Origin of the sequence: Shewanella sp. NKUCC01_JLK (assembly GCF_019345615.1) — a bacterium.
Classification (GTDB): Bacteria; Pseudomonadota; Gammaproteobacteria; order Enterobacterales; family Shewanellaceae; genus Shewanella; species Shewanella oncorhynchi.
Genome location: NZ_JAHKRD010000007.1, coordinates 166,420 through 187,804 on the forward strand (window position 1 = coordinate 166,420; position 21,385 = coordinate 187,804).

A 21,385-nucleotide genomic window follows, 5' to 3' on the forward strand; every position below is an offset into this window, starting at 1 on the left:
AACCAACATACTTAAACCAAGCAGGAATCCCCATGGCAAATAAGTCACTCGGCACGCTAACGCTAAACATGGTTGCTGAAACGGGCAGCTTTGTTGAAGGTCAGTCTAAAGCTGAGCGCGCATTAGCTAAAACCGAAGCTGCCGCAGCAAAGCAAAAAGCTGAGCTAAATAGGCTTATGGGCCAGATTGATCCTCTGGTTGCTGAATACAGCAAATTAGACAAAATGGAGCAGCAGCTTCGCCGTCACCGTGAAGCCGGAAACTTAGGCCAAACGGAATATGAATCCTACACGCAAAAAATTGCCAAGATGCGTAGTGAGGTGGGTAAGACTAGTGTTGAGTTTGATAAAAATGGAAAGTCAGCAAAGGAATTAGCCTTTGTGACCCGTGGTTTGCCTGCTCAGTTTACCGATATCGCCGTATCGCTCCAAGGTGGTCAAAACCCATTAACGGTATTCTTACAGCAAGGCGGTCAGCTTAAGGATATGTTTGGCGGCGTTGGCCCAGCGGCTAAAGCCATGGGTGGCTATATACTGGGATTAATTAACCCATTCACCATTGCAGCCTCTGCGGCTGGCGTAATGTCGCTGGCGTATTACCAAGGCAGTGTTGAGGCAGATAGGCTACGTAATGCATTAATACTGACAGGCAATTCTGCAGGTACCACTTCAAGCGAATTGATGGAATCCGCCAAGCGCATTGATGCCATTAGCGGTACTCAGCGCCAAGCCGCTGCTGCATTAGCTGAGGTTGCAAATACAGGCAAGTTTACCGCCAGCCAAATAGAGCTTGTTGGCCGTGCTGCAATACAAATGGAAAATGTTACTGGCAAAGCGGTAGCCGATACGGTCGCCGAGTTTGCCAAACTAGCTGATGATCCCGTTAAAGCGGCTGAAGAACTCAACAAAAAATATAACTTCCTCACTGCATCTGTGTATGAGCAGATTGTAGCGCTTAAGGAAGCGGGTAAAAACACCGAGGCATCAGAGTTAGCTTTTAGAGCCTATGGCGATGCTATTAGCCAAAGAACGAAAGAGATCACCAGCAATCTTGGCAGTATAGAGAAAGCATGGAAGGCAATCAAATCGGGCGCTTCTGAGTCTTGGGATCAACTGCTTAATATTGGCCGTATCGATACACTAAAAGAAAGACTAGCCGATAATGCTAAAGAGATTAATAAGTTAGTTTCTCTAGGCAAAGGCTCTGGCTTTGAGTCAACTCGCCGTGAAAATTTATTATCTAAGCTTCAGGCAGAAGGTAATGAGCTCGTTAAGCAAATCCAGCTAGAAGATAAACTTGCAGAGGAACAAGCAAAACGGGCAAAGATAAACCAAGACTCAATCGAGGCTCAGCGTGCCATTGCCAAGGTGACCGAGGAAACCCTTACCAACGAGCAAAAGCGCACTAAGGCAATAAAGGAATATAACAACAATATTGAAAAGGTGCGGAAGGGCGATGCGAATAGTGCCTTGCTGGATCCTGACAAAATTAAACGTGATCTCGCCTCGATAGAGGAAAAGTTTAAAGATACCGCTAAAAAGACCAAAGCTTTTGCTGACGATGCCGCCACTACGTATCTCATGCGTTTGCGCGAAACTCAAGCAGGCTTGCAAGGTCAGCTAGAGTCAAATATCAAGCTTACTCAGTCGCAAAAAGAGTTAGTGCAGTTTGAGCAGCAAATCGCTGATATCAAAAACAAAGATGTACTTACCGCACAACAAAAAAGTTTGTTGGCAGAACAATCAGTGATCCGCGCTCAACTCGAAAAGAACGTGGCAATCGATGACGAAATTAAAAAGCGCAATGAATCAATCCGCCTTCAAAGCTACAGCGCCAATCTCACAGCTAACCTAGCCGCAGAGCAACAGCGCAACGCCGATAAGCTCGCTACCTTTGGCCTTGGTGACAAAGCCCAGCAACGCCTAGGTGATCGCCAAGGGATTGAGCGCGATATCGAGCGCGCTCAGGGTAAAGCGCTATCAGATAACCTCGCAGGCCGAACGACTGATGAAGAGTATCAACAACAACTTGCTATGTTGAAAGATAACCTATCTGCACGCTTGGCCGTTCAGGATGAATACTATTTAGCCCTCGACGCCAAACAAGCCGATTGGACTAACGGTGCCCGTTCATCAATGCAAAACTACATTGATGCCGCGGCTGACATGGCAGGCCAAACCAAAACCCTCATGGATGGGGCTTTTGGCGGCATGACAGACGCGCTTACCGATTTTGTGATGACGGGTAAGGCTGACTTTGCCGGGCTCGCTAAATCCATCATTGCGGATATTGCCAAAATTGCCATGCAAAAAGCCATTGCAGGTATGGCAAGCAGTATTTTTGGTGGATTCTCTGAAGGTGGTGCTGTCGGTGATAGTGGGTTCTCATCTGGCGGTTTTACTGGCTTTGGCGGTAAATACGAGCCTGCAGGCATTGTTCACAAAGGCGAGGTCGTTTGGTCGCAGCGTGATGTTGCAGCAGCTGGCGGCGTGGCCACAGTGGAAGCCATGCGCAAAGGCAATAAAGGCTACGCAAATGGCGGCATAGTTGGCGGCGCAGCCTATAACGGCGTGCCAGCATCGGCAACGGCTGGCGCTGGCGTTGTGCATGTTGAGGTCAACATAGATCAAAGTGGCAATGCCACAACCAAAGCCGATACCCCTGCCTTAAATCAGTTCGGCAGCGAGCTGGGTAAGTTTGTCGAGCAAAAATATCGAGAGTTATTGGCGAAGGATTTACGCCCGAATGGTCAAATTGGCCGCACTATGGCTGGAGGTTATCGCTAATGCCGCAGACATTCACTTGGACACCCGATAATGGTGCCACAGGCGATACCCAATATCGCACCCGCACCGCACAGTTTGGCGATGGTTATAGTCAGGCAGTTGGCGATGGTATCAACAGTAAAGTTCAAAGCTGGCCACTGACGTTTACAAAAAATAAAGCCACTGCTGAAGCGATCACCGAATTCTTTGATGATCACCAAGGCTTTAAGGCTTTTGCGTGGACCCCGCCACTCGGTACCGCCTCACTGTGGAAAGTGACTCAGAAAACAAACACCCCGCTAGGCGGCGGCATGTACCGCATCACCGCCACTTTTGAACAAGCATTTCATCCTTAACACTTCGCTATCGGACGTAAACACATGGCATTTGAAACTATCAGTCTTGGCACCCAGCCTGCAGGCACGGGTGGCGATACCGCACGTACCGCTTTTGAAAAGGTTAACCGCAACTTTATAGCCGCCGATGTACTCGCCGCAGCCATGTCACAAGCGCAGTTTGAAGCCAACCGCAATGCAAATAAAGAGCTCTATGCCGCCAGCGGTTGGGTAAGTTTTGGCAATCATGAATCAGGCAAACAAGTCAACGAATGTAAGCCGGGACTTTATACCGCGCTCACTACGCCTAACACTTTGCTGATTGGAAAAGCTGGCGGGGTAGGTGGCTCAAAAACTGATTATGCTTCGGTACATATTGATGGAGTTATTTTCAACTTTACCAATCAATTTGTACTAACTCTGCCATCACCCCCCACATCTGCTATGCCAGAACGAATGGATATGTATGGTGTTGAGGCGGAGAAAGTAGAGATAAGCGCAGCATCACCAAACGCTTATCAAGGCGGACTACGTGGAGTAGGTGCAGCAGTTAACCTATTTAGTGCTACAGAACAGCAGAAAAAAGACTTCTTTACTCAAAACTCAAACACTACTTTTATAGGCTCTGATGGGAAAATCTATCAGTGGCAGGTGTACAAGATTGCATTTGCTGGTTCGACGGATGGATTGCCATCCCCTACGGAACAGGGGTATTCACTCAATTCATTTGGTGATCTATGGCTTAAAGCGGGTAAAAACTTACTCTATTTTGGTAATGTGCTGCGTTTAAACGATGGCGGATACCATCCATCCCATAACCCACTTGGAGCTGCAAAGTTTGTAGGGGATACTTTTTGGTACAACACTACTGCTAGTATCACATCAAGATCAGACTGTTTTAATCCATCAAAATTACTCGCAGGATCTGGCTCAATTGCAAGTGGAAAATCTGGTAGATTCCACGACACACGATACTACGATGCTGTTTATGCTTATGGTGAAGGTGGTCTGTGTCGTGATATGCGCTATAAGGCTCAACAAGTTAATCAAATAGATTTCGACAATGCAGAGTCTGATTTTTATAACGGTATATATAAAGGCTTTGAAAATATAATTTTCACAACGGTATACAGCAACTCTTTTGGAGGAGATAGCAGCCCAGTAAATGAGACAAATATTGTTGTTGATTCAACAGCTAAAATGAAGGTTGGTGACTCTGGATATATATTATCGTTCGATGGAGCCACACCGTTAAAAGTTAAGATAAAAACTATTTATGATGAAACTATAATAGCATTGATTCCTTTTTACAGTGGAGAGCTAATAACAAGAAGGCCATTCACTCCGTTTATCCACGAAATGGTTCTTCCTTTTTTAGTAGGTGGCTATTTTTCACAGACTGATGTTTTAGCTCATCCAGATGAGATAAATAATCGACAGTCGCTTAAAAACGGGTGGTTTGGTAAGTGGATTCCTGATTTAAGGATAGGTTATAACATATTTAAACTAACCAGAAAGCTAATGTTAGATGGTGGTTTTGCTTCTGTTTATTTATCTGACTCTGACAATTCGTGGTCAGCAGGTAGCGTAATAGCTGATGTCCAAACAAATACAATTGCAACAACACTGCCAAGCACCAGCAGAGTAACAATATTTCAATACCAATCAAACTCAAAACAAACTGAGTCAGCAATTAATTCCTCAGTTTTTGGTAAGTATTCTGGAATTGGAAGAATGTATGTAACAAGTATGTATACACTATCTTTCTTGTCTGAGACTTTAATTGGAAAATTACTTACAAGCTCCGGTGGGAATTCACCATATGAGCAAAGTTTATCGGTTGATCCATACATAATGGGCCGTGGATATGCATCATCACCATCATTTTGGGGAAAGTTAGCATATTTCGGTGATGATTACGCCACAAAACATGATGAAATAAAAATTGGTGCCCCAACAGGTGGCGATATTGGCTTAAAAGTCCTTAGGTATAACACCGTAGAAAATAGTTACGCATCTTTAAGTTTTGCAGCGACAGAATTAAAGTATAGCAATGGTAATTGGGGCGATGACGGAAAAGTGACGACTGTTGACAACCAAGCTACTAAGACAGATTTAAATGGAAATACTGTGCTTGTTGGTACTGCAAAGTTAAAGGAGCCCCTAGGCTGGCTCAGGAATAAGGTGTAACCATGAATTTAACGATTTTTTACGAACTCGATGATTCGGGTTCTCCTGTGCTCGATGAGCACAAACAGCCAGCATTACGCCATCGGCCAGAGTCAAAAACTCTGGCCGATGTGCTTTTGGTCACTCGCTTACATGCCGCTCATCCGGCAATGCACCATGTGATCGGTAAGTTTACCGAGCTGTATGCTGTCACTCTTCAATGGGATTGGTTTGAACAGTATCAATCATGGCTAAAGCGTAAAACGGATGCTGAGCTTAATGCGCCAGCGCTACCGATAGAAACCCAAGATCAACAAGCGATTGAAAGTCCATTATTTGCGGAGCCTGAGCCTGTTCGTCCTGAACTTAAAACGATTGAGCAATATCGCGCTGAAATATTGATTGATGGCATTAGTATTGATGAATACCAGTTCCGCACCCAACGGTCCGCAGCGGTTAATTCAATTACTGTTGAAGTCGATGGACTGGTGTTTGATGGTGACGAACAATCACAGCGCCGAATGTTGGCTGCAATTCACGCCTCTGAAGATGCTGGGATTGAAAGTACTATTTGGCGCTTAGCAGATAACACCGAAGCGGCCGTCACTGTGGAGCAAATTCGCCAGGCGCATTCATTGGCGATTATCGAGCAAGGTAAACTCTGGACTAAAGGTGCCACCGATGCTTAGTGCCGATATTCAAACCCTCGAACCGGGCAATGAGGTTATTCTCTATGAAATAGATGGTACCGCTTTTGGTGCCGATATCCTTCGCTTTCATGCCCACAATATTCCGTACTCAGATGCTGACCTTAATCAACCAGAGTTACCAGCGCGCATCATCCATTGGCAGAGCGAACAATACAGTGCATGGCCAGCGCAGTTAGAAGGGGTGGAAGTTAACTCTGATGGCTCACCCAGTACACCCACACTAACCGTTGTTAACATCGATGGCAGTATCAGTGCCCTGTGCTTGTATTTTCAGAACATGGAACAAGCCAAGGTTACGATCCGCCGAACGCTGGCTAAATACCTTGATGCGACCAACTTCCCCAGTGGCAATAGCGAAGCTGATCCAACCCAAGAGGCGATAGAGATTTGGTATGTTGATAAAAAGGTGAATGAGGATAATGTCGCTGTCACTTTTGAGCTATCAAACCCTGCTGACTTGTCAGGCTACAAAATCGGCCGACAAATGACTGCCTATTGTTCATGGTGCCAACGCGGTGAATATCGCGGTGCCGATTGTGGCTACACAGGTGAAGCCATGTTTACCGAAGATGACGAGCCGACTGATAACCCAGCACTTGATCAGTGCTCTGGCACGATAGCCGGTTGCACTTTACGATTTGGCGAAAACGAAGAATTACCCCACGGCGGATTCCCCAGCGTTCGGCTTATACGTTAATCGTTTCATGATAAGTATTGTTTAGCTGGTTTAGGCAGTAATGTTAGGACTACGAGTATAAACAGGGGTTACCCCTTGCGGCATTGTAACACGATGTTGCAATTGCGTTCTATTTGATGTAGTTTTTAGTGGTTTTGTGGATTTTAAGTGTATTAATTAAAAGGATTTATGTAATGAATAAAGTGTTAATGTTACTTTTGCTAACCACCGTGCCTTTTACTGCAATGTCTAAGGAGCCAATATCAGGTGCAGTTAGTGCAGTTAGTGCAGAGAAAAGCGAACTACGCAATGTTGACTCTATTTTTATGAAAAGCACACAGCAAAGATTTTCATCAATTGCTGAAAAAATTGGTATTTCTGAAGAAAGTTACTTATATGCATCAAGGGCATATATGAGAATTTTTAGTGAAGAAAGTATAGAAGGTCTTACTAAAATACAAAATCGAGAACTTTACCAATCACTTTTAGGCAAGGAAACTGATAGTGAATTTTCATCCAGTTATGTAAGGTTAAATAATGAGATCAAATCTGATCTGGCAAGCTTTCTTCAGTTAGATGTCACTAAACTGGATAAATTTATTGAAGTAGTTCATAGCCTCCATTACACAGGTGAGTTTGAAGACGTAAAAGTAAATTCTAATTTAAATAAAACAGCAGATGTAGAAATTAGCGCTGTGGGGGAAATGGTAAGGATTCCGGTCGTTTGTGATGAAGTATGTCAAAGTGGCGCCCGTCAAGCACCTTTTAATCCATTTGGTTCAACTATGCCATTGAATATGTATATTTATAATAAGGCATCTTCTCAAGGTATTCTTCCAAATACAGTTCGTAATCCTAATTCAACGTTTACGGTGAAATTTGTGGATAACAATACTGGCGACACTATTGCCGCAGAAGTGTGGAGTTATAATGATTTTAGTGGGGCATGGAAAGTATCAAATGCGCCTTGCGGAAACTGTCACTCTGACCGCTAATTCAATATAGCTTTCAACTTGACCTCATTAACTTTTAAAAAGCTGTTGAGGTCAAGTATGATAGTATATTTATTTTACTGACACCTAATTACATTAATTAATTTCTCTGCTTTACAGTTCAAACTTTGTGTCTTTCAACATTCACCAAGCATTTTCCCGCCGTCGGCAAAATGGTCTAACACAACCTAAGCAGGTCCCTATGCATCAAACGCTCTTGCATGCTTTTACTCAGCATGCGGTCAACTGCTACCCCAATGAATGCTGTGGGCTGATCATCCAGCAAGGTAGCAAGCCTTTTTATGTGCCATGCGATAACAAGGCAACTAACAAAGCCGATGAGTTTTTGATTGATCCACTGCAATATGCTGCTATTGAAGATCAAGGGCAGATCATAGGTATCTGTCACAGCCACCCAGATTCGAGCGCGAAACCAAGCCAGCGTGATATTGCCATGTGTGAGGCCAGTGGCTTACCTTGGCATATCCTAAGCTGGCCAGACGGCGATTTACGTTCTATGGTGCCAACGGGTGAACGTCAACCCTTGTTAGGTCGTCCTTTTGTGCATGGGGTATGGGATTGTTATAGCTGTGTTCGTGACTGGTACCACGATGTTCAAAGTATTTTATTGCCAGACTTTGAGCGCCAAGATGGATGGTGGGAAGGTGAGCAAGAGCTTTACCTCGATAACTTTGCTAAAGCTGGATTTGTGGCGCAACCCAATATCAACCTTGCCGATCTGCAAATTGGTGACGGCATCTTAATGCAAATTCAAAGTCAGAGAGTCAATCACGCCGCTGTTTATGTCGGCGAGGGTAAAATCCTGCACCACCTCTATGGTCGCCTTAGCCGCTACGATATTTACGGCGGTTACTGGCAGCGCAATACAAGGGTGATTGTGCGTTATGCTCAGAAATAGGCTAAAAACTTTACAGTCAGTTATGTCATTGGCATAGTAGTAAATTGTAATTCTTTATAAATCTAACTAATGGATTGAAAATGTCGAACATTAAATTAGTTTTTTTATCTTTGATAGTGTTTTTTTATGCAAATATGGTTAATGCAGATAGTGATTCCAAGCTTATTGGTGTTGGAAATATTATAGTTTCAGCAATGGTTTCTGATGATGCCATAAGTGCATCATTAACTGATAGTAAAGTTAAAACAGAAGTTGAGCTTTTACTTCGAACTTATGGTGTTGCACTAGCAAATAAAGATGACAGTGTTGATGCAGTATTAAGCATTGATGTGCGTTCATTTTTTGAGTACACAGTATCAGGTAAGCTGCAAGGTTATTATTCAGTAATAGATGCTAGTTTGTATGAAAAAGCATTGGTTGATAGAGGCGGAAGATCATCGAATACGTCGCAAATAGTAACAACGTGGAATTACTCAAAATCTGTTACCGGACCAAAAGATTCATTGGTTTCACAAAACATGGAAGCTATTACTGATATTGTAAAAAAATTTTCTAATGAATATTTGAAAGATAATAGAAAATAAAATATTGGTTTTTATCTTATATTAAATTTATAAAAATTCCCGCCACTAAAGCCACCTCTTCAGGTGGCTTTTTTATTGCCTAAAATTCATGCTTTCGCGGAAACACCATGAGCACACATACCACTATCAAGCTATCAGGATCCTTGGCTTCTAAGTTCGGCCGCATTCACCAGCGTTTACTAGAAACGGGGACCACAAACGAAGCCTTTAGCGCTTTAAAAAATACCCTGTATGGATTTGATCTGTTTATTAAAGAACAAGCAAAGCTTGGGCTGCGCTATGCCATTTTTCGCAATGGACATAATACGGGTACCGATGAGTTTGATTTAGCTGGTACGACTGAAATCCGTATTGTCCCTGTCATTGGTGGCAGCAAGCGTGGTGGCATTCTTCAAACGATTCTCGGTGCTGTGATGATAGTCGTTGGTGCTTATTTTGGCCAAGGGTGGCTAGTGCAAGCGGGTATTGGCATGGTCGCTGGTGGTGTGGTGCAAATGCTCTCACCGCAAGCAAAAGGACTTAAGGGCAGGGAGGCTGCGGAGAACGCGCCAAGTTATGCCTTTGGTGGAGCAGTTAACACAACTGCAGCAGGTAACCCCGTCGGCATCGGTTACGGTAAGCGCCGAATTGGTGGCGCCATTATTAGTGCAGGTATTTATGCCGAAGATATTGCTACATCAAAGCGCCCAATCCAATCGGGTGGCGGTAATGGTGGCAATGGTGGCGGCAGTCAACAGGAGCAATAATCAGCATGGGTATTCCTGCATTAAATCAACAACTGACTATTCATGGCGCTAAAGCGGGTGAAGGTGAGCAGCGTTCGCCTGTCGAATCCCCTGATGATCTGCGCTCAATCGCTAAAGCCAAAATCTTACTGGCGATCGGTGAAGGGGAGTTTGAAGGCCAATTATCTGGACAGAATGTCTTTTTAGATGGTACGCCACTACTGGATCCTAATGGCGCCGAAAACTTCCCCGGTGTTATTTGGGACTTTCGCCCAGGCACTGCGCATCAAACTTACATCCCCGGACTGCCATCTGTTGAAAACGAAGTAGCCTTAGGTATTGAGTTAAAATCAGATCAACCTTACACCCGCGCCATCACTAACTCATTACTCTCTGCTGTACGTGTGCGCTTTCGCTGGCCAGCACTGCAACAACAGCTCGATAACGGTGATGTAAACGGCTATCGCATTGCATACGCCATTGATCTATCCACTGACGGCGGCAGCTATCAAACCGTGTTAAGCACAGCGGTTGATGGCAAAACCACTCAACCATACGAGCGCAGCCACCGCATTGACTTGCCAACTGGCAGTGGCTGGCAAATCCGTATTCGCCGACTTACCCCAAATCAAAACAACAATCGTGTCGCTGATTTAATGCAAATTGCGGCCATAACCGATGTGATTGACCGCAAGCTAAAGTACCCCAATACGGCACTGTTATATGTCGAGTTCGACGCCAGCCAATTCCAAAACATCCCAGTGATCTCCTGCGAGCCCTTTATGCGCAAAGTAAAGGTGCCCACTAACTACAATCCACTGACTCGTGATTATGCTGGCGTGTGGGATGGCAGCTTTAAAATTGCATGGACCGATAATCCTGCATGGGTGAGTTACGACATCATCCTCGATGACCGCTTTGGCACTGGTCGCAGGATTAATGCTGCGCTGGTGGACAAGTGGGAGCTTTACCAGATTGCACAATATTGCGATCAGCTGGTTCCTGATGGCAAAGGCGGTATGGAGCCGCGCTATATTTGCAACATCTACATTCAGCAAGCTACTGAAGCGTGGCAGGTATTGCGCGATTTAGCGTCTATCTATCGGGGTATGACATATTGGTCAAACGGCCAAATGTACTCAGTGGCCGACATGCCGCGCGATATGGATTTCATTTATAACAATAGCAATGTGATCGATGGCAAATTTAGCTATTCATCAAGCAGCGAAAAAGTTAAATACACTCGAGCAATAATCAGCTGGGATAACCCTGATAATGCTTATGAATCCGATGTTACCTCTGTATCAGATCAATCATTACAGCGCCGCTATGGCGACAACGTGATCGAATTATCGGCCTTAGGTTGCACCCGCGAATCAGAAGCGCAGCGCCGCGGCAAGTGGGCCATTTATACCAATAACAATGACCGAGCAGTCAATTTTAAAGTAGGCATGGATGGCAGCATCCCATTACCTGGCTTTGTGATTGGAATTGCAGACCAACTTATTGCAGGTAGTCGTATTGGTGGGCGAATTTCGGCCGTTAATGGCAAGCAGATCACTTTAGATCGTGCAGTCACAATTGCGGTTAATGATCGACTCATCATCAACTTACCCAGCGGTAAAGCGCAGGCGCGTACTATTGAGGCCGTTAATGGTCGTGTGGTGAAGGTAACAACCGAGTACAGCGAAACGCCACTGCCGCAACTGCTATGGTCGGTTGAATCAGATGAGCTAAAGCTGCAGCAATTTAGAGTTCTGCGTGTCGCCAAAGCCAACAGCGATAGCATTGAGTACGAGATCACAGCAGTTGAGCACAACCCAAGCAAATATCCGTATATCGATACAGGCGCACGGTTAGAAGAACGCCCTATAAGCAAGTTGCCGATCGGTGCCCAAGAAGCTCCGGCTACTGTCACCATTTCACAGTCAGTATTCACCGAGCAAACACTCGCAGTCACTACTATGACTATTCAATGGGATACGGCAAAAAATGCGGTTGCATACGAAGTTGAATGGCGCAAAGACTCTGGCGAGTGGATAAAACTGCCAAAAACCAGCAGTACATCAGTCGATATCCGTGGCGTTTACACCGGGCAATATATTGCTAGAGTTCGTGCAATTAACTCAGTTGATGTTTCGTCGGTACCAAAGTCATCAGCGTTGACCAACATCACAGGTAAAACGGGACTGCCTCCTGCGGTAGCTTCATTCACTGCCACACCATTAGTGTTTGGTATCGGCTTAAATTGGTTATTCCCTGCAGGAGCAGAAGACACGCTTCGTACCGAGCTTGAGTACGGGCCCAATAACAGCGAAAGCGGCATGATTAAATTGGGTGATTTTGCTTACCCAATTGCAACTCACACCATGACGGGATTAAGTGCAGGCGCTAATTTTTGGTTTAGGGCTCGGTTAGTCGATCGCACAGGCAACGTGGGACCATGGTCAGGATTTGTCAGCGGTCAATCATCGACAGATCAATCGCAATATGATGCGTATTTCAGCGAGCGCATTACATCTTCAGCACTAGGGCAGGAGTTGCTCAGTGAAATAGAGCTGATCCCTACGCTAAAAACTGAAACCGATAAAATCCCCGATATACAAACAACGCTAGATCAAACTCAAAATCAAATTGAGCAAATGCAGGCTGAAATTGCCGATATCACTGGTGCAGCAGAATGGGATAGCGGTACCGCTTATCTCACTGGTCAGCTAGTAAAATATCAAGGCAAACTCTATACCGCAAAACATGATGTGCCTGCAGGTACATTGCCAACTAATGCAACGTATTGGACGAAAATAGGTGAATACTCATCTATTGGTGAAGCGCTGGTGGCGTTAACTTTGCGTGTTGATACGGTTGAGTCATCAATAGAAAATATTGATGGGAAATTGACGGCAGAAACATCACGAATAGATGGCATTTATGCGCAAGTTAACCCACCACTCGCTGGTGACATCAGTTGGAATGCCGGAACAACAATGGTATTTGCTGGCGTATGGTCTGAACAATATGCCAGAGCATCAGCTGATGAAGCATTAGCTAAGAGTATTGATGCTGTCGCCGTAACCCTTGGTCAAAATACTGCTGCGATTATTGCAGAAAGAACAGCAAGAACGACTGCAGATGAGTCATTGGCAAGTCAGCTCCTCACTATATCAGCGACAACCGCTGGAAATGCTGCACTAATAAAAGAGGAACAAACCGCTCGTACAAGTGCTGATAGTGCCTTAGGCCAACGTATTGATACAGTGCAAGCAACTACAGGGGCAAATACTGTAGCCATTCAGCAAGAGCAAACCGCTCGTACAAATGCTGATAGCGCCTTAGGCCAACGTATTGATACAGTGCAAGCAACTACAGGGGCAAATACTGTAGCCATTCAGCAAGAGCAAACCGCTCGTACAAATGCTGATAGCGCCTTAGGCCAAAGAATTGATACGGTACAAGCCACAGCAGGATCGAATACTGCAGCTGTGCAGCAAACATCAACCGCCTTGGTAGAGTTAGATGGAAAGCTGCAAGCGATGTATTCAGTAAAAGTTGGCGTGACCGCTGACGGTAAATACTATGGCGCGGGCATGGCAATAGGTATTGAGAACACGCCAGAAGGGATCCAATCTCAAGTTCTATTTACCGCAGACAGATTTGCAATCATTAATCAAATATCTGGTACATCGACCATCACCACGCCATTTGCAGTGCAAGGTGGTCAAGTATTTATCAACACAGCGATTATTGGTGATGGCACTATCACTAATGCCAAGATCGGCAGTTATATCCAATCAACAAACTACGTTGCGCAAACAACAGGATGGAAACTGGATAAAGCTGGCGTATTTGAGATTAATGGTTCTACAGCTGGTCAAGGACGCATGCAAATTTCAAATAATAGAATCGATGTCTATGATCCTGATGGAAACCTTGTAAGCCGAATGGGTAAATTAACATGAGTTATGGACTAGCTGTTTATAACGGCGGGAAAGAAGTGCTTTACAGTGCAACGCCATACAATCTGTTTTGGGTGCTGATGGTTAAAGACCTTTTCCCTGGCGTTCACTCTGTCACACTTCCATCAAATGGCGTTGGAGGAAAGCTTTCATTTGTATGGGGGTTAGAAAGAAGCACACCAGATCAAGAGGTATCATTAGGCAGTACTTTTAGAGTCAAAATAAATAGCCTAACAATCTCTGGTAACACTGTGACGTTTGAGCTGGAACAAGATGCCTTTGGTGCTAGCAATCTCTTACTTTCATTCTTTTACTCTCGGTGATCTATGTACGGCTTAGAAATTCGCAATAAAGACCTGTCACTGTTTTTAGGTACCTATGAAACGACTTTCCTTTATTGGGGCTATAAGGATGTCACTCACACCAATGGGACAGATACTTATATCGACCTATTTGGTATTCCGGTTGGTTACGATATTCAAATTTATACCTATTGCAATACCCAAGGTGAACAGTACCCTTACCTAAGGGCTGTACACGTTATTCTTGATGGCAATGCTAGTACTTGGAGGGGATGGGTTAGTTCTTGGATGTATTCAGGTACCGCACGAATTTATGTATTTGCTTCTGCTAAAGCGATCAACTTACCAAAATATGGACTAGCGATTTATGACACCTTAGGTAATGTACGGTTTCATAGTGCTCGTCCACCAGTGTCTATAAAATTGCTCGGAGAAGTCATTTACTCTCAAGGTAAGCACAGAACTAATTGCAGCTTTAAGCCTGCATGCAAACCAACAATTGCAAGAGTTGAGGCAGAGTATGCCGGAACGCCTGGGCAGTACTTTGTCGAGTTTTCACGATTCAATGGATTTTACAACAGCACAGAGGAAGGGTATCAGCACGGATGGACATTACAAACGCAAGGGCCACGCGGTGGCCCATCACGTTATCAACCAGCAGACACAATGAATTACGCAGTTATCGACGCATCGTACTATGAGCAGTTCACTAACTTGGGAAGCTTCCCTCAGTAATTATTTATTGATTACGCTTAGCTCAGAAACTGGTGTGTTCGGGGGATTATTGTAAATTGTAGCCAGAGCGCTATCAGCCAATGCGCTCTGAGCTTTAAGTACTCGGTAAGTGTCTTTGTTAGTTCGATTCAAGCCAAAAATTTTATAAGCAACCAAATCAAAAGTGAAATTAGGGCAAGATGCCATATCACCAACTTTAATAGTGTATTGCCAATTACCAAGCGGAATTGAAGTGATACAACCAACAGTTGATGATCTAATGGTGATATCTGGCTGCTCGGTACCATTTGAATATCGAATGATCTGATAGCCGGCAACTTGTTCAATACGTTCTAACGACAGCAAAATTTTGTCGATATCGGAAGACTGTGACTCCACTTTTATCACAAGCGGTAAATCAGCATCACTTGGTCGAACACTTTTCCCGTCAACCGCATTTGTGCTAGAAATCAAATTTTTGATATCTGCACCCGCGTCATCATCTCCGCTACCACTGCATCCTGCGAGTGAAAACATTAAAGCCGCAATTGCTAAACGTTTCATGAGCACCCTCTCTTAAGTAATTTATCTAGCACAATCAATAGTTAGAATAACATATTGTTTATATAGTAATAAGTATTTAGCCTTTGCCTTCCGCATTCCCTCATTTTCACTTAGTTTCAAAATTATCCAACATGAAAATATCACTACCATTAATGTGAGGTTGTCTGATTTTTAATGTAACTTTGCGCCAACAATGCATAGCGCGTATAATTAGGTCACTTTTGGAATTGTGTACATCACTGCGTACATACAAACAAAATATACAAAAAGCGAGGTGATAAACTCCTTGTTTTTAAAAAGAATACTAGTAAAGAGTTAACTAATGAGTGAAAAATTGCAGAAAGTCTTGGCCCGTGCAGGCCATGGCTCCCGTCGTGAGATGGAGGCATGGATTGCTGCAGGCCGAGTTAGTATTGATGGTGAAATTGCTAGCCTTGGGGATCGTATTGAAGCTGATGCTAAAGTGCGTATCGATGGCAGAGCCATTTCGTTAAAGTCTGCCGAAGACGTGATTTGCCGTGTGCTGGCATATCATAAACCTGAAGGCGAAATTTGTAGTCGTAAAGATCCTGAAGGCCGTCCAACGGTATTCGATCGCTTACCTAAAGTGCGTGATTCACGCTGGGTAGCAGTGGGTCGTTTAGACATTAACACCTCAGGCTTATTGTTGTTTACGTCAGATGGTGAGTTGGCGAACCGTTTAATGCATCCATCGAACGAAGTCGACCGCGAATACGCAGTGCGTACCTTTGGTGAAATCCCTGAAGCGACAGTGCAACGTTTACGTACTGGCGTCATGTTAGAAGACGGCCCTGCGCAGTTTGATAGCATCAAGCCAGCGGGCGGCGAAGGCATGAACCAGTGGTGGCATGTGTGTTTACGCGAAGGTCGCAACCGTGAAGTGCGCCGTTTGTGGGAATCCCAAGAAGTGCAGGTGAGCCGTTTGATCCGTATTCGTTATGGTATGGTCGAACTGCCAAAATCACTGCCTCGCGGTGGCTGGGTTGAATTGCCCGTAGAGCAAGTTAACTACTTGCGTAAACTGGCGGGTCTTGAGCCCGAAACTCGTACTATGCTTGCTGCCGATAAACACAGCGTAGCCCGTGCTCAGGTGAAGAGTGCTAAAATTCGCCGCGCCGTACGTAAGCATAAAGTGACCGGTTCGGGAAAACCTAAGCCATCGCGTCAGCGTAGCTAAGTTGTTTTATCCCAATGAAAAAGGCCGCTAAGCGGCCTTTTTGCTTTCTGTTATTTGCAGCTATGTTATAACAAGTCTCAGTTGGATTGAGGAGTGAATGAATGAAGCTAATTTCAGTGAAACGGATTTGGGAACACGCTGCCCATAATGCGTTTACCGATTTAATCACGTTTCAGGGGGCACTGTTTTGCGTTTTCCGTGAAGGGACAGCCCATGTGTCACCCGATGGTGCGCTACGAATTCTACGCTCAGCGGATTTAGGTGACACTTGGCAGAGCGTGGCGCTGATCCGTTCGGATGAGGCGGATTTACGCGATGGCAAACTGATTGAGTATCAAGGGGAATTACTCTTACTCGGCGGCGGGACTTTACACGATAAGTCCGGCTTACAATCACATCTTTGGCGCTCAGCCAATGGGCTAGCGTGGTCGGATGCGTTAAAAGTCGCGGATAAAGGCTATTGGTTATGGCGCTTAACCGAGCATCAAAATGCACTCTATGGCGTGGGTTATCGCGCTGGGCCTGATGGCGATACCCGCTTGTATAAAAGTGATGATGGGGTGCAGTTTGAGACTTGGTTAAAGGTGTTTAATAATCAAGGTTATGTCAACGAAACTGCCATTGTTTTTCATCAAGAAAACGGCTTTTGTCTATTGAGGCGCGATCCCGTATGGGGCCCAGAATTTGTCGGTTTACTCGGCCGCAGTCAAATGCCATTCACTGATTGGCAATGGCAAGAACTCGATAAGCGCATTGGTGGGCCAGTGATGTTGATGTATCAATCCCGTTTGTTGGCTGTAGTGCGTTTATACGATGAGCAAGTTCGTACGGCTTTAGTTGAAATTCATCCAGATACTGGCGTGGTTCAAGAACTACTGACACTGCCATCGAAGGGCGATACCAGTTATGCGGGCGTTGTGATTGACGGAAATGAGTTGTGGGTAAGTTATTACTCCAGCCATGAGTTAGCTGACTCACAGCTGGATACACAAAATTCGCTTGATGAGTCAAACAAAGTCGCCAAAGCTAAAACGATGATTTATTTTGCAAAAATTCAGTTAAGCTAGGATTGGCGGTGCGGTATCTTTGTCGTACTTAATATCATCGACAAGTTCTGGGTTTCATTTTGAGAATATCTAAAATAATAAAGAGCCATAAATAGGCCCTTTAATATTGCTGAATCATACCGGCAGAAACTCAATAAGCGATTCGATTACTGTGCGTTAAACTGCTGTCCGTTGACGGCACTAGAATCTTGCCCCATCAAATAGAGATAGGTCGGCATGATCTCTTCAGCGGTTTTGAGATCCAGTGGATTCTCTGCAGGGTACGCTTTAGCGCGCATCTCAGTGCGGGTAGCTCCAGGATTGATGCTGTTAACTCGAACTGAGGTGCCATCGCATTCATGGGCGAGAACTTGCATCATGCCTTCGGTGGCAAACTTAGAGAAGGCATAAGGTCCCCAATAAGCGCGGCCTTGACGACCCACACTGCTCGACGTAAAGATAATCGATGCACTGGGTGCTTGGCGCATCACAGGTAGTAATGCTTTAGTTAGCATGACTTGGGCCGTGACGTTCACTTTGAGCACGTCTTCGAGTGATGGAATATCTATGTGTTCAAACGGACCTAAGGCACCGAGTAAGCTAGCATTATGTAATAAGCCGTCTAAATGATCGAATTGCTCGGCTATGGTATCGCCCATATCGCGATAATTTTGTTCCGTTGCGCCCTTAAGATCCAATGGCACTATGGCAGGTTTGGGATAACCGGCTTGTTCTATTACGTCGTAAACTGCTTCCAATTTTTTCACTGTTTTACCAAGTAAAATCACAGTGGCGCCGTGTTTTGCAAACTCAATGGCGGCGGTTCGGCCTATGCCAGCACCAGCGCCTGTGACTAAAATTGTCTTGCCCTTGAGTAAATCTTTTGCTGCTTGATATTCCAACATGAGTCTCTTTTTCCTCTTGGCGAGAATGCCCGCCACTTCTAGAGTCGCCGAAGTGATAAACGCATGTTTCAAACAAATGAATGAAACTTTGTTATCAATAGCTAAAATCTTTGTGACAAACTTGTGGCTAACTCAATATTTTTACGTTAACTTGAAATGAGTTAGGGGCTAACATAAGCCCTATTGGTCACAGATCTAAAAGCTATTGTGACTAATTTCTTGGGGAAAACAAAACTATTACAACAAGATTTGGGGAAAAAAGATGAAAAGACTCATTTTGGGTGTTGCGATTGCATCTGCACTGGGCCTCACAGGATGTGGTGAGGACAGTTTTAATGAACTCAAGGATAAGACAGAAGTGCTCATCCCTGAATCGCACATGGTGTTCGACCCTGCTAATTCAAAAGTTCCATTACCGAATGATTTGCTGTTCAGTGGCACCAAAGATGGCACATTATCAATTCCGGGTGAAAGCTCGGGCAATTATGTTGATCCACAAATAGCGCTTGGGGCGTTAGATGGGTGGTCGACAACATCACCGATTTCTATTGATATCGATTTGGCGAAAAAACATGACGGTACACCGCTAACCTTAATGGCGGCATCGGTTGCGCAACCGGGTGCTGTCAGAATGTTTGAAGCCACAGTAGGCGGCGCATTATCATCTGATCCCGAATGTAAGGCTAAACCGTCAGTTTCAGCCTGTAAAGTGGGCGCTGAGTTGCAGTTTGGCGTTGACTTTATATCAACCGCTTCGGGCAAAAAAGTGGTGATAATTCCGCTTAAGCCACTCAAAGCCGGGCAATCTTATATTTATGCGACAACGAATCTTATTCAAGATTCTGAAGGTCGTGGTATCGCTCCTTCAACGACCTATGGTTTGTTGAAGCTGGATATCAATACGTTACCTTTAGAAACGCCAGATCAATTGATGCTGCAAACCTTAGTGAACAGTTATGAGAAAGGGATTGCTGCGGCCCATAAGGTCGATCCTTTAACCATCAGTTACTCTGGCTTATTTACCACTCAGTCTGTTGCTAACGTCTATGAAACCACCAAATTGCTGATGGCGAAGGGTGCTCCCTATGCACCAAGCTTTGCCCAGATGCCAACACCGACTGGATTGACTGTGGCTCAAGTGGCGGGCTTAACACCAGCTGCTGGAGCTGCCTATGTTGCCGCAAACTTGGCTGATGTGTATACGGCAAAAATTAAACTGCCTATTTACGGTGATTGTTCTTCAGTTGGTTGTTTATCCGCTGAAGGTAAACCATTAATTAATGGTCATTGGAAAGCACAAGGTGATAGCCCTGTCTCTGTGCTACTAGCACTGCAAGCGGGCACACTCAGCCAGAATAATTTTGGTATGCAAGCGGTGGCTAATGGTATTGCCAACCCTGCTGATGCTTTAGCCAATCCCTCGTTAATGGCGGGTAAAACATGGGTTTTAGACGATGGTACGGCAGTTGATAAAACCAAACATCTGACTAAATTCAATCCTATTCCAGCAATCAAAGGTTATGAAACAGTATCTGTGCTGATTTCTATGCCCAATGCAACGAAATTGGCCGCTTTTTATCAACAGCAAGGTCGTGAGTTTATTCCTCCTACATCTGGTTGGCCAACAACAATCGCACTGCATGGTTTAGGCGGCGGTAAAGAAATGTCATTGGCCTATGCCGGCACGTATGCAGCAATGGGGGTTGCGACTGTGGCTATTGATATGCCACTTCACGGTGCGCGTTCATTCGATGCTAACGGTGATGGTATTTATGAAGTCTCTGCGACAGATCCTGCCTTCGGTGCAGTTGTCGGTAAACCGGACGCCTTTAAAAATGGTAACCCGTTGGTGTTTGTGAATATTTCTAGCACTTTGTCGGTGCGAGATAACTTCCGTCAAGCGACGATGGACCATTTAGGGGTGCGTCTTGCCCTTACGGGCTTAGCACAGGGCTTAGCACAAGCAGGTCAGCCGCAAGTATTTGATGTGACTAAAATCAGTGCTCAAGGTCTGAGTTTAGGCGCCATTGTGGGCACCGATTTTGCGACCTATGCCAGCACAGGCATGAAGAATCCAGCAACCGGCGATGCCTTGCCAAATGCTTATGCTATCAATGCTGTATCCTTAGTTGCGCCAGCAGGTGGATTAGCAGGATCATTCGCAGGTTCTGCAACCTTTGGCCCAGTACTGTTTAGTAATATTACGGCATCTGCAACTTTCCAAGCACAGGTCGATGCGGCTAATACAGCAGGTTATGAGCCTGGTAGCCCTGAATATGCGGCACTGGTGCAGGGGGTATATGCCCAATTTATTCCGACGTTTGCCTTTGCGGTTCAAACAGCGGTAGATTCTGCAGATCCTGTTAACCATGCTGCTATGTTAAAAGCGACTGGCTTACCTGTGCACTTAATTGAAGTGGCGGGTGATGGTAACGGTAACTTAGCAGATCAAGTGCTGCCTAATCGCGTCGATAACTTCCCATTATCGGGCACTGAGCCGCTGATCGCTGCCATCGGGCTACCTTGTGCCGATAGCACGAGCAAAGGTCATGGCGTTGTGCGTTTCGCTAAAGGTCACCACAGTTCGATTGTTGATCCTAAAGAAAAGGAATCAACGGATGGTATGGCCGCGGCTGCCACGGTTGAAATGCAGACTCAAGTGGCAACCTATGCTGCTACTGCAGGTAAGGACGACGTGACGATTTTAGTGACAAACAGTGGGGTCATTGCGACTTGTCCTAACTAATCTTGCCTTAATCGGAAAAACCCAGCCTTTGCTGGGTTTTTTTATGGGCCTTTAGGCTGTTAGAATAGCGCGCAATTGACTG

The 21,385-nt window shown here is 45.1% G+C and carries 17 protein-coding genes; 15 read left to right on the forward strand and 2 right to left on the reverse strand.

Annotated elements, in window-relative coordinates; all coding sequences use genetic code 11:
* Positions 1 to 32 precede the first annotated feature (32 nt).
* From KO537_RS09605 to KO537_RS09660, 12 genes are all read left to right on the forward strand, one after another.
* Positions 33 to 2,786, forward strand: coding sequence for a phage tail tape measure protein (locus KO537_RS09605; RefSeq protein ID WP_219234365.1), 2,754 nt, complete (start codon positions 33 to 35; stop codon positions 2,784 to 2,786).
* Entirely contained in the window at positions 2,786 to 3,121 is a 336-nt protein-coding gene (locus tag KO537_RS09610) for a phage tail protein (RefSeq protein ID WP_219234366.1), read from the forward strand. The genes KO537_RS09605 and KO537_RS09610 overlap by 1 nt, the downstream gene beginning before the upstream one ends.
* 24 nt (positions 3,122 to 3,145) lie before the next feature.
* Positions 3,146 to 5,290 (forward strand): hypothetical protein, encoded by a 2,145-nt coding sequence (locus KO537_RS09615; RefSeq protein WP_219234367.1) that lies wholly within the window; start codon positions 3,146 to 3,148, stop codon positions 5,288 to 5,290.
* Between the two features lie 2 nt (positions 5,291 to 5,292).
* Entirely contained in the window at positions 5,293 to 5,958 is a 666-nt protein-coding gene (locus KO537_RS09620; RefSeq protein WP_219234368.1) for a DUF4376 domain-containing protein, read from the forward strand.
* Positions 5,951 to 6,676: a phage minor tail protein L gene (locus KO537_RS09625; RefSeq protein WP_219234405.1), complete on the forward strand. Its 726-nt coding sequence runs from the start codon at positions 5,951 to 5,953 to the stop codon at positions 6,674 to 6,676. The genes KO537_RS09620 and KO537_RS09625 overlap by 8 nt, the downstream gene beginning before the upstream one ends.
* Positions 6,677 to 6,849: 173 nt before the next feature.
* Positions 6,850 to 7,650 (forward strand): hypothetical protein, encoded by an 801-nt coding sequence (locus KO537_RS09630; protein ID WP_219234369.1) that lies wholly within the window; start codon positions 6,850 to 6,852, stop codon positions 7,648 to 7,650.
* A gap of 199 nt (positions 7,651 to 7,849) precedes the next feature.
* Positions 7,850 to 8,566: a C40 family peptidase gene (locus KO537_RS09635; protein WP_219234370.1), complete on the forward strand. Its 717-nt coding sequence runs from the start codon at positions 7,850 to 7,852 to the stop codon at positions 8,564 to 8,566.
* 80 nt (positions 8,567 to 8,646) lie between these two features.
* Positions 8,647 to 9,150 (forward strand): hypothetical protein, encoded by a 504-nt coding sequence (locus tag KO537_RS09640; protein ID WP_219234371.1) that lies wholly within the window; start codon positions 8,647 to 8,649, stop codon positions 9,148 to 9,150.
* Between the two features lie 107 nt (positions 9,151 to 9,257).
* Positions 9,258 to 9,896: a tail assembly protein gene (locus KO537_RS09645; protein WP_219234372.1), complete on the forward strand. Its 639-nt coding sequence runs from the start codon at positions 9,258 to 9,260 to the stop codon at positions 9,894 to 9,896.
* A 5-nt stretch (positions 9,897 to 9,901) separates the two neighbouring features.
* Positions 9,902 to 13,831, forward strand: a complete 3,930-nt coding sequence (locus tag KO537_RS09650; RefSeq protein WP_219234373.1) for a DUF1983 domain-containing protein — start codon at positions 9,902 to 9,904, stop codon at positions 13,829 to 13,831.
* Positions 13,828 to 14,151, forward strand: coding sequence for a hypothetical protein (locus KO537_RS09655; RefSeq protein ID WP_219234374.1), 324 nt, complete (start codon positions 13,828 to 13,830; stop codon positions 14,149 to 14,151). The genes KO537_RS09650 and KO537_RS09655 overlap by 4 nt, the downstream gene beginning before the upstream one ends.
* Positions 14,152 to 14,154: 3 nt before the next feature.
* Positions 14,155 to 14,865, forward strand: a complete 711-nt coding sequence (locus tag KO537_RS09660; RefSeq protein ID WP_219234375.1) for a hypothetical protein — start codon at positions 14,155 to 14,157, stop codon at positions 14,863 to 14,865.
* Here the strand turns inward: KO537_RS09660 and KO537_RS09665 are convergent, their stop codons facing one another.
* Entirely contained in the window at positions 14,866 to 15,408 is a 543-nt protein-coding gene (locus tag KO537_RS09665; protein WP_219234376.1) for a hypothetical protein, read from the reverse strand.
* A 322-nt stretch (positions 15,409 to 15,730) separates the two neighbouring features.
* On the opposite strand from KO537_RS09665, the gene rluB reads away from it, so the two are divergent.
* Together rluB and KO537_RS09675 are read left to right on the forward strand one after the other, a co-directional pair.
* Positions 15,731 to 16,606 (forward strand): 23S rRNA pseudouridine(2605) synthase RluB, encoded by an 876-nt coding sequence (gene rluB, locus KO537_RS09670; protein ID WP_028760991.1) that lies wholly within the window; start codon positions 15,731 to 15,733, stop codon positions 16,604 to 16,606.
* A 101-nt stretch (positions 16,607 to 16,707) separates the two neighbouring features.
* The gene (locus KO537_RS09675; RefSeq protein WP_173244122.1) at positions 16,708 to 17,673 is read left to right on the forward strand and encodes an exo-alpha-sialidase; all 966 of its coding nucleotides are present in this window, start codon (positions 16,708 to 16,710) and stop codon (positions 17,671 to 17,673) included.
* A gap of 146 nt (positions 17,674 to 17,819) precedes the next feature.
* Here the strand turns inward: KO537_RS09675 and KO537_RS09680 are convergent, their stop codons facing one another.
* The gene (locus tag KO537_RS09680) at positions 17,820 to 18,557 is read right to left on the reverse strand and encodes a YciK family oxidoreductase (protein WP_028760989.1); all 738 of its coding nucleotides are present in this window, start codon (positions 18,555 to 18,557) and stop codon (positions 17,820 to 17,822) included.
* Positions 18,558 to 18,819: 262 nt separating this feature from the next.
* On the opposite strand from KO537_RS09680, the gene KO537_RS09685 reads away from it, so the two are divergent.
* Entirely contained in the window at positions 18,820 to 21,303 is a 2,484-nt protein-coding gene (locus KO537_RS09685; protein ID WP_219234377.1) for a VolA/Pla-1 family phospholipase, read from the forward strand.
* Positions 21,304 to 21,385 lie beyond the last annotated feature (82 nt).

Coding starts and splice junctions, on each gene's coding strand:
- KO537_RS09650 (WP_219234373.1), top strand. CDS start 9,902: ATGGGTATTCCTGCATTAAATCAACAACTGACTATTCATGGCGCTAAA.
- KO537_RS09615 (WP_219234367.1), top strand. CDS start 3,146: ATGGCATTTGAAACTATCAGTCTTGGCACCCAGCCTGCAGGCACGGGT.
- KO537_RS09640 (WP_219234371.1), top strand. CDS start 8,647: ATGTCGAACATTAAATTAGTTTTTTTATCTTTGATAGTGTTTTTTTAT.
- KO537_RS09665 (WP_219234376.1), bottom strand. CDS start 15,408: ATGAAACGTTTAGCAATTGCGGCTTTAATGTTTTCACTCGCAGGATGC.
- KO537_RS09680 (WP_028760989.1), bottom strand. CDS start 18,557: ATGTTGGAATATCAAGCAGCAAAAGATTTACTCAAGGGCAAGACAATT.
- KO537_RS09675 (WP_173244122.1), top strand. CDS start 16,708: ATGAAGCTAATTTCAGTGAAACGGATTTGGGAACACGCTGCCCATAAT.
- KO537_RS09645 (WP_219234372.1), top strand. CDS start 9,258: ATGAGCACACATACCACTATCAAGCTATCAGGATCCTTGGCTTCTAAG.
- KO537_RS09610 (WP_219234366.1), top strand. CDS start 2,786: ATGCCGCAGACATTCACTTGGACACCCGATAATGGTGCCACAGGCGAT.
- rluB (WP_028760991.1), top strand. CDS start 15,731: ATGAGTGAAAAATTGCAGAAAGTCTTGGCCCGTGCAGGCCATGGCTCC.
- KO537_RS09620 (WP_219234368.1), top strand. CDS start 5,293: ATGAATTTAACGATTTTTTACGAACTCGATGATTCGGGTTCTCCTGTG.
- KO537_RS09605 (WP_219234365.1), top strand. CDS start 33: ATGGCAAATAAGTCACTCGGCACGCTAACGCTAAACATGGTTGCTGAA.
- KO537_RS09655 (WP_219234374.1), top strand. CDS start 13,828: ATGAGTTATGGACTAGCTGTTTATAACGGCGGGAAAGAAGTGCTTTAC.
- KO537_RS09630 (WP_219234369.1), top strand. CDS start 6,850: ATGAATAAAGTGTTAATGTTACTTTTGCTAACCACCGTGCCTTTTACT.
- KO537_RS09635 (WP_219234370.1), top strand. CDS start 7,850: ATGCATCAAACGCTCTTGCATGCTTTTACTCAGCATGCGGTCAACTGC.
- KO537_RS09660 (WP_219234375.1), top strand. CDS start 14,155: ATGTACGGCTTAGAAATTCGCAATAAAGACCTGTCACTGTTTTTAGGT.
- KO537_RS09685 (WP_219234377.1), top strand. CDS start 18,820: ATGAAAAGACTCATTTTGGGTGTTGCGATTGCATCTGCACTGGGCCTC.
- KO537_RS09625 (WP_219234405.1), top strand. CDS start 5,951: ATGCTTAGTGCCGATATTCAAACCCTCGAACCGGGCAATGAGGTTATT.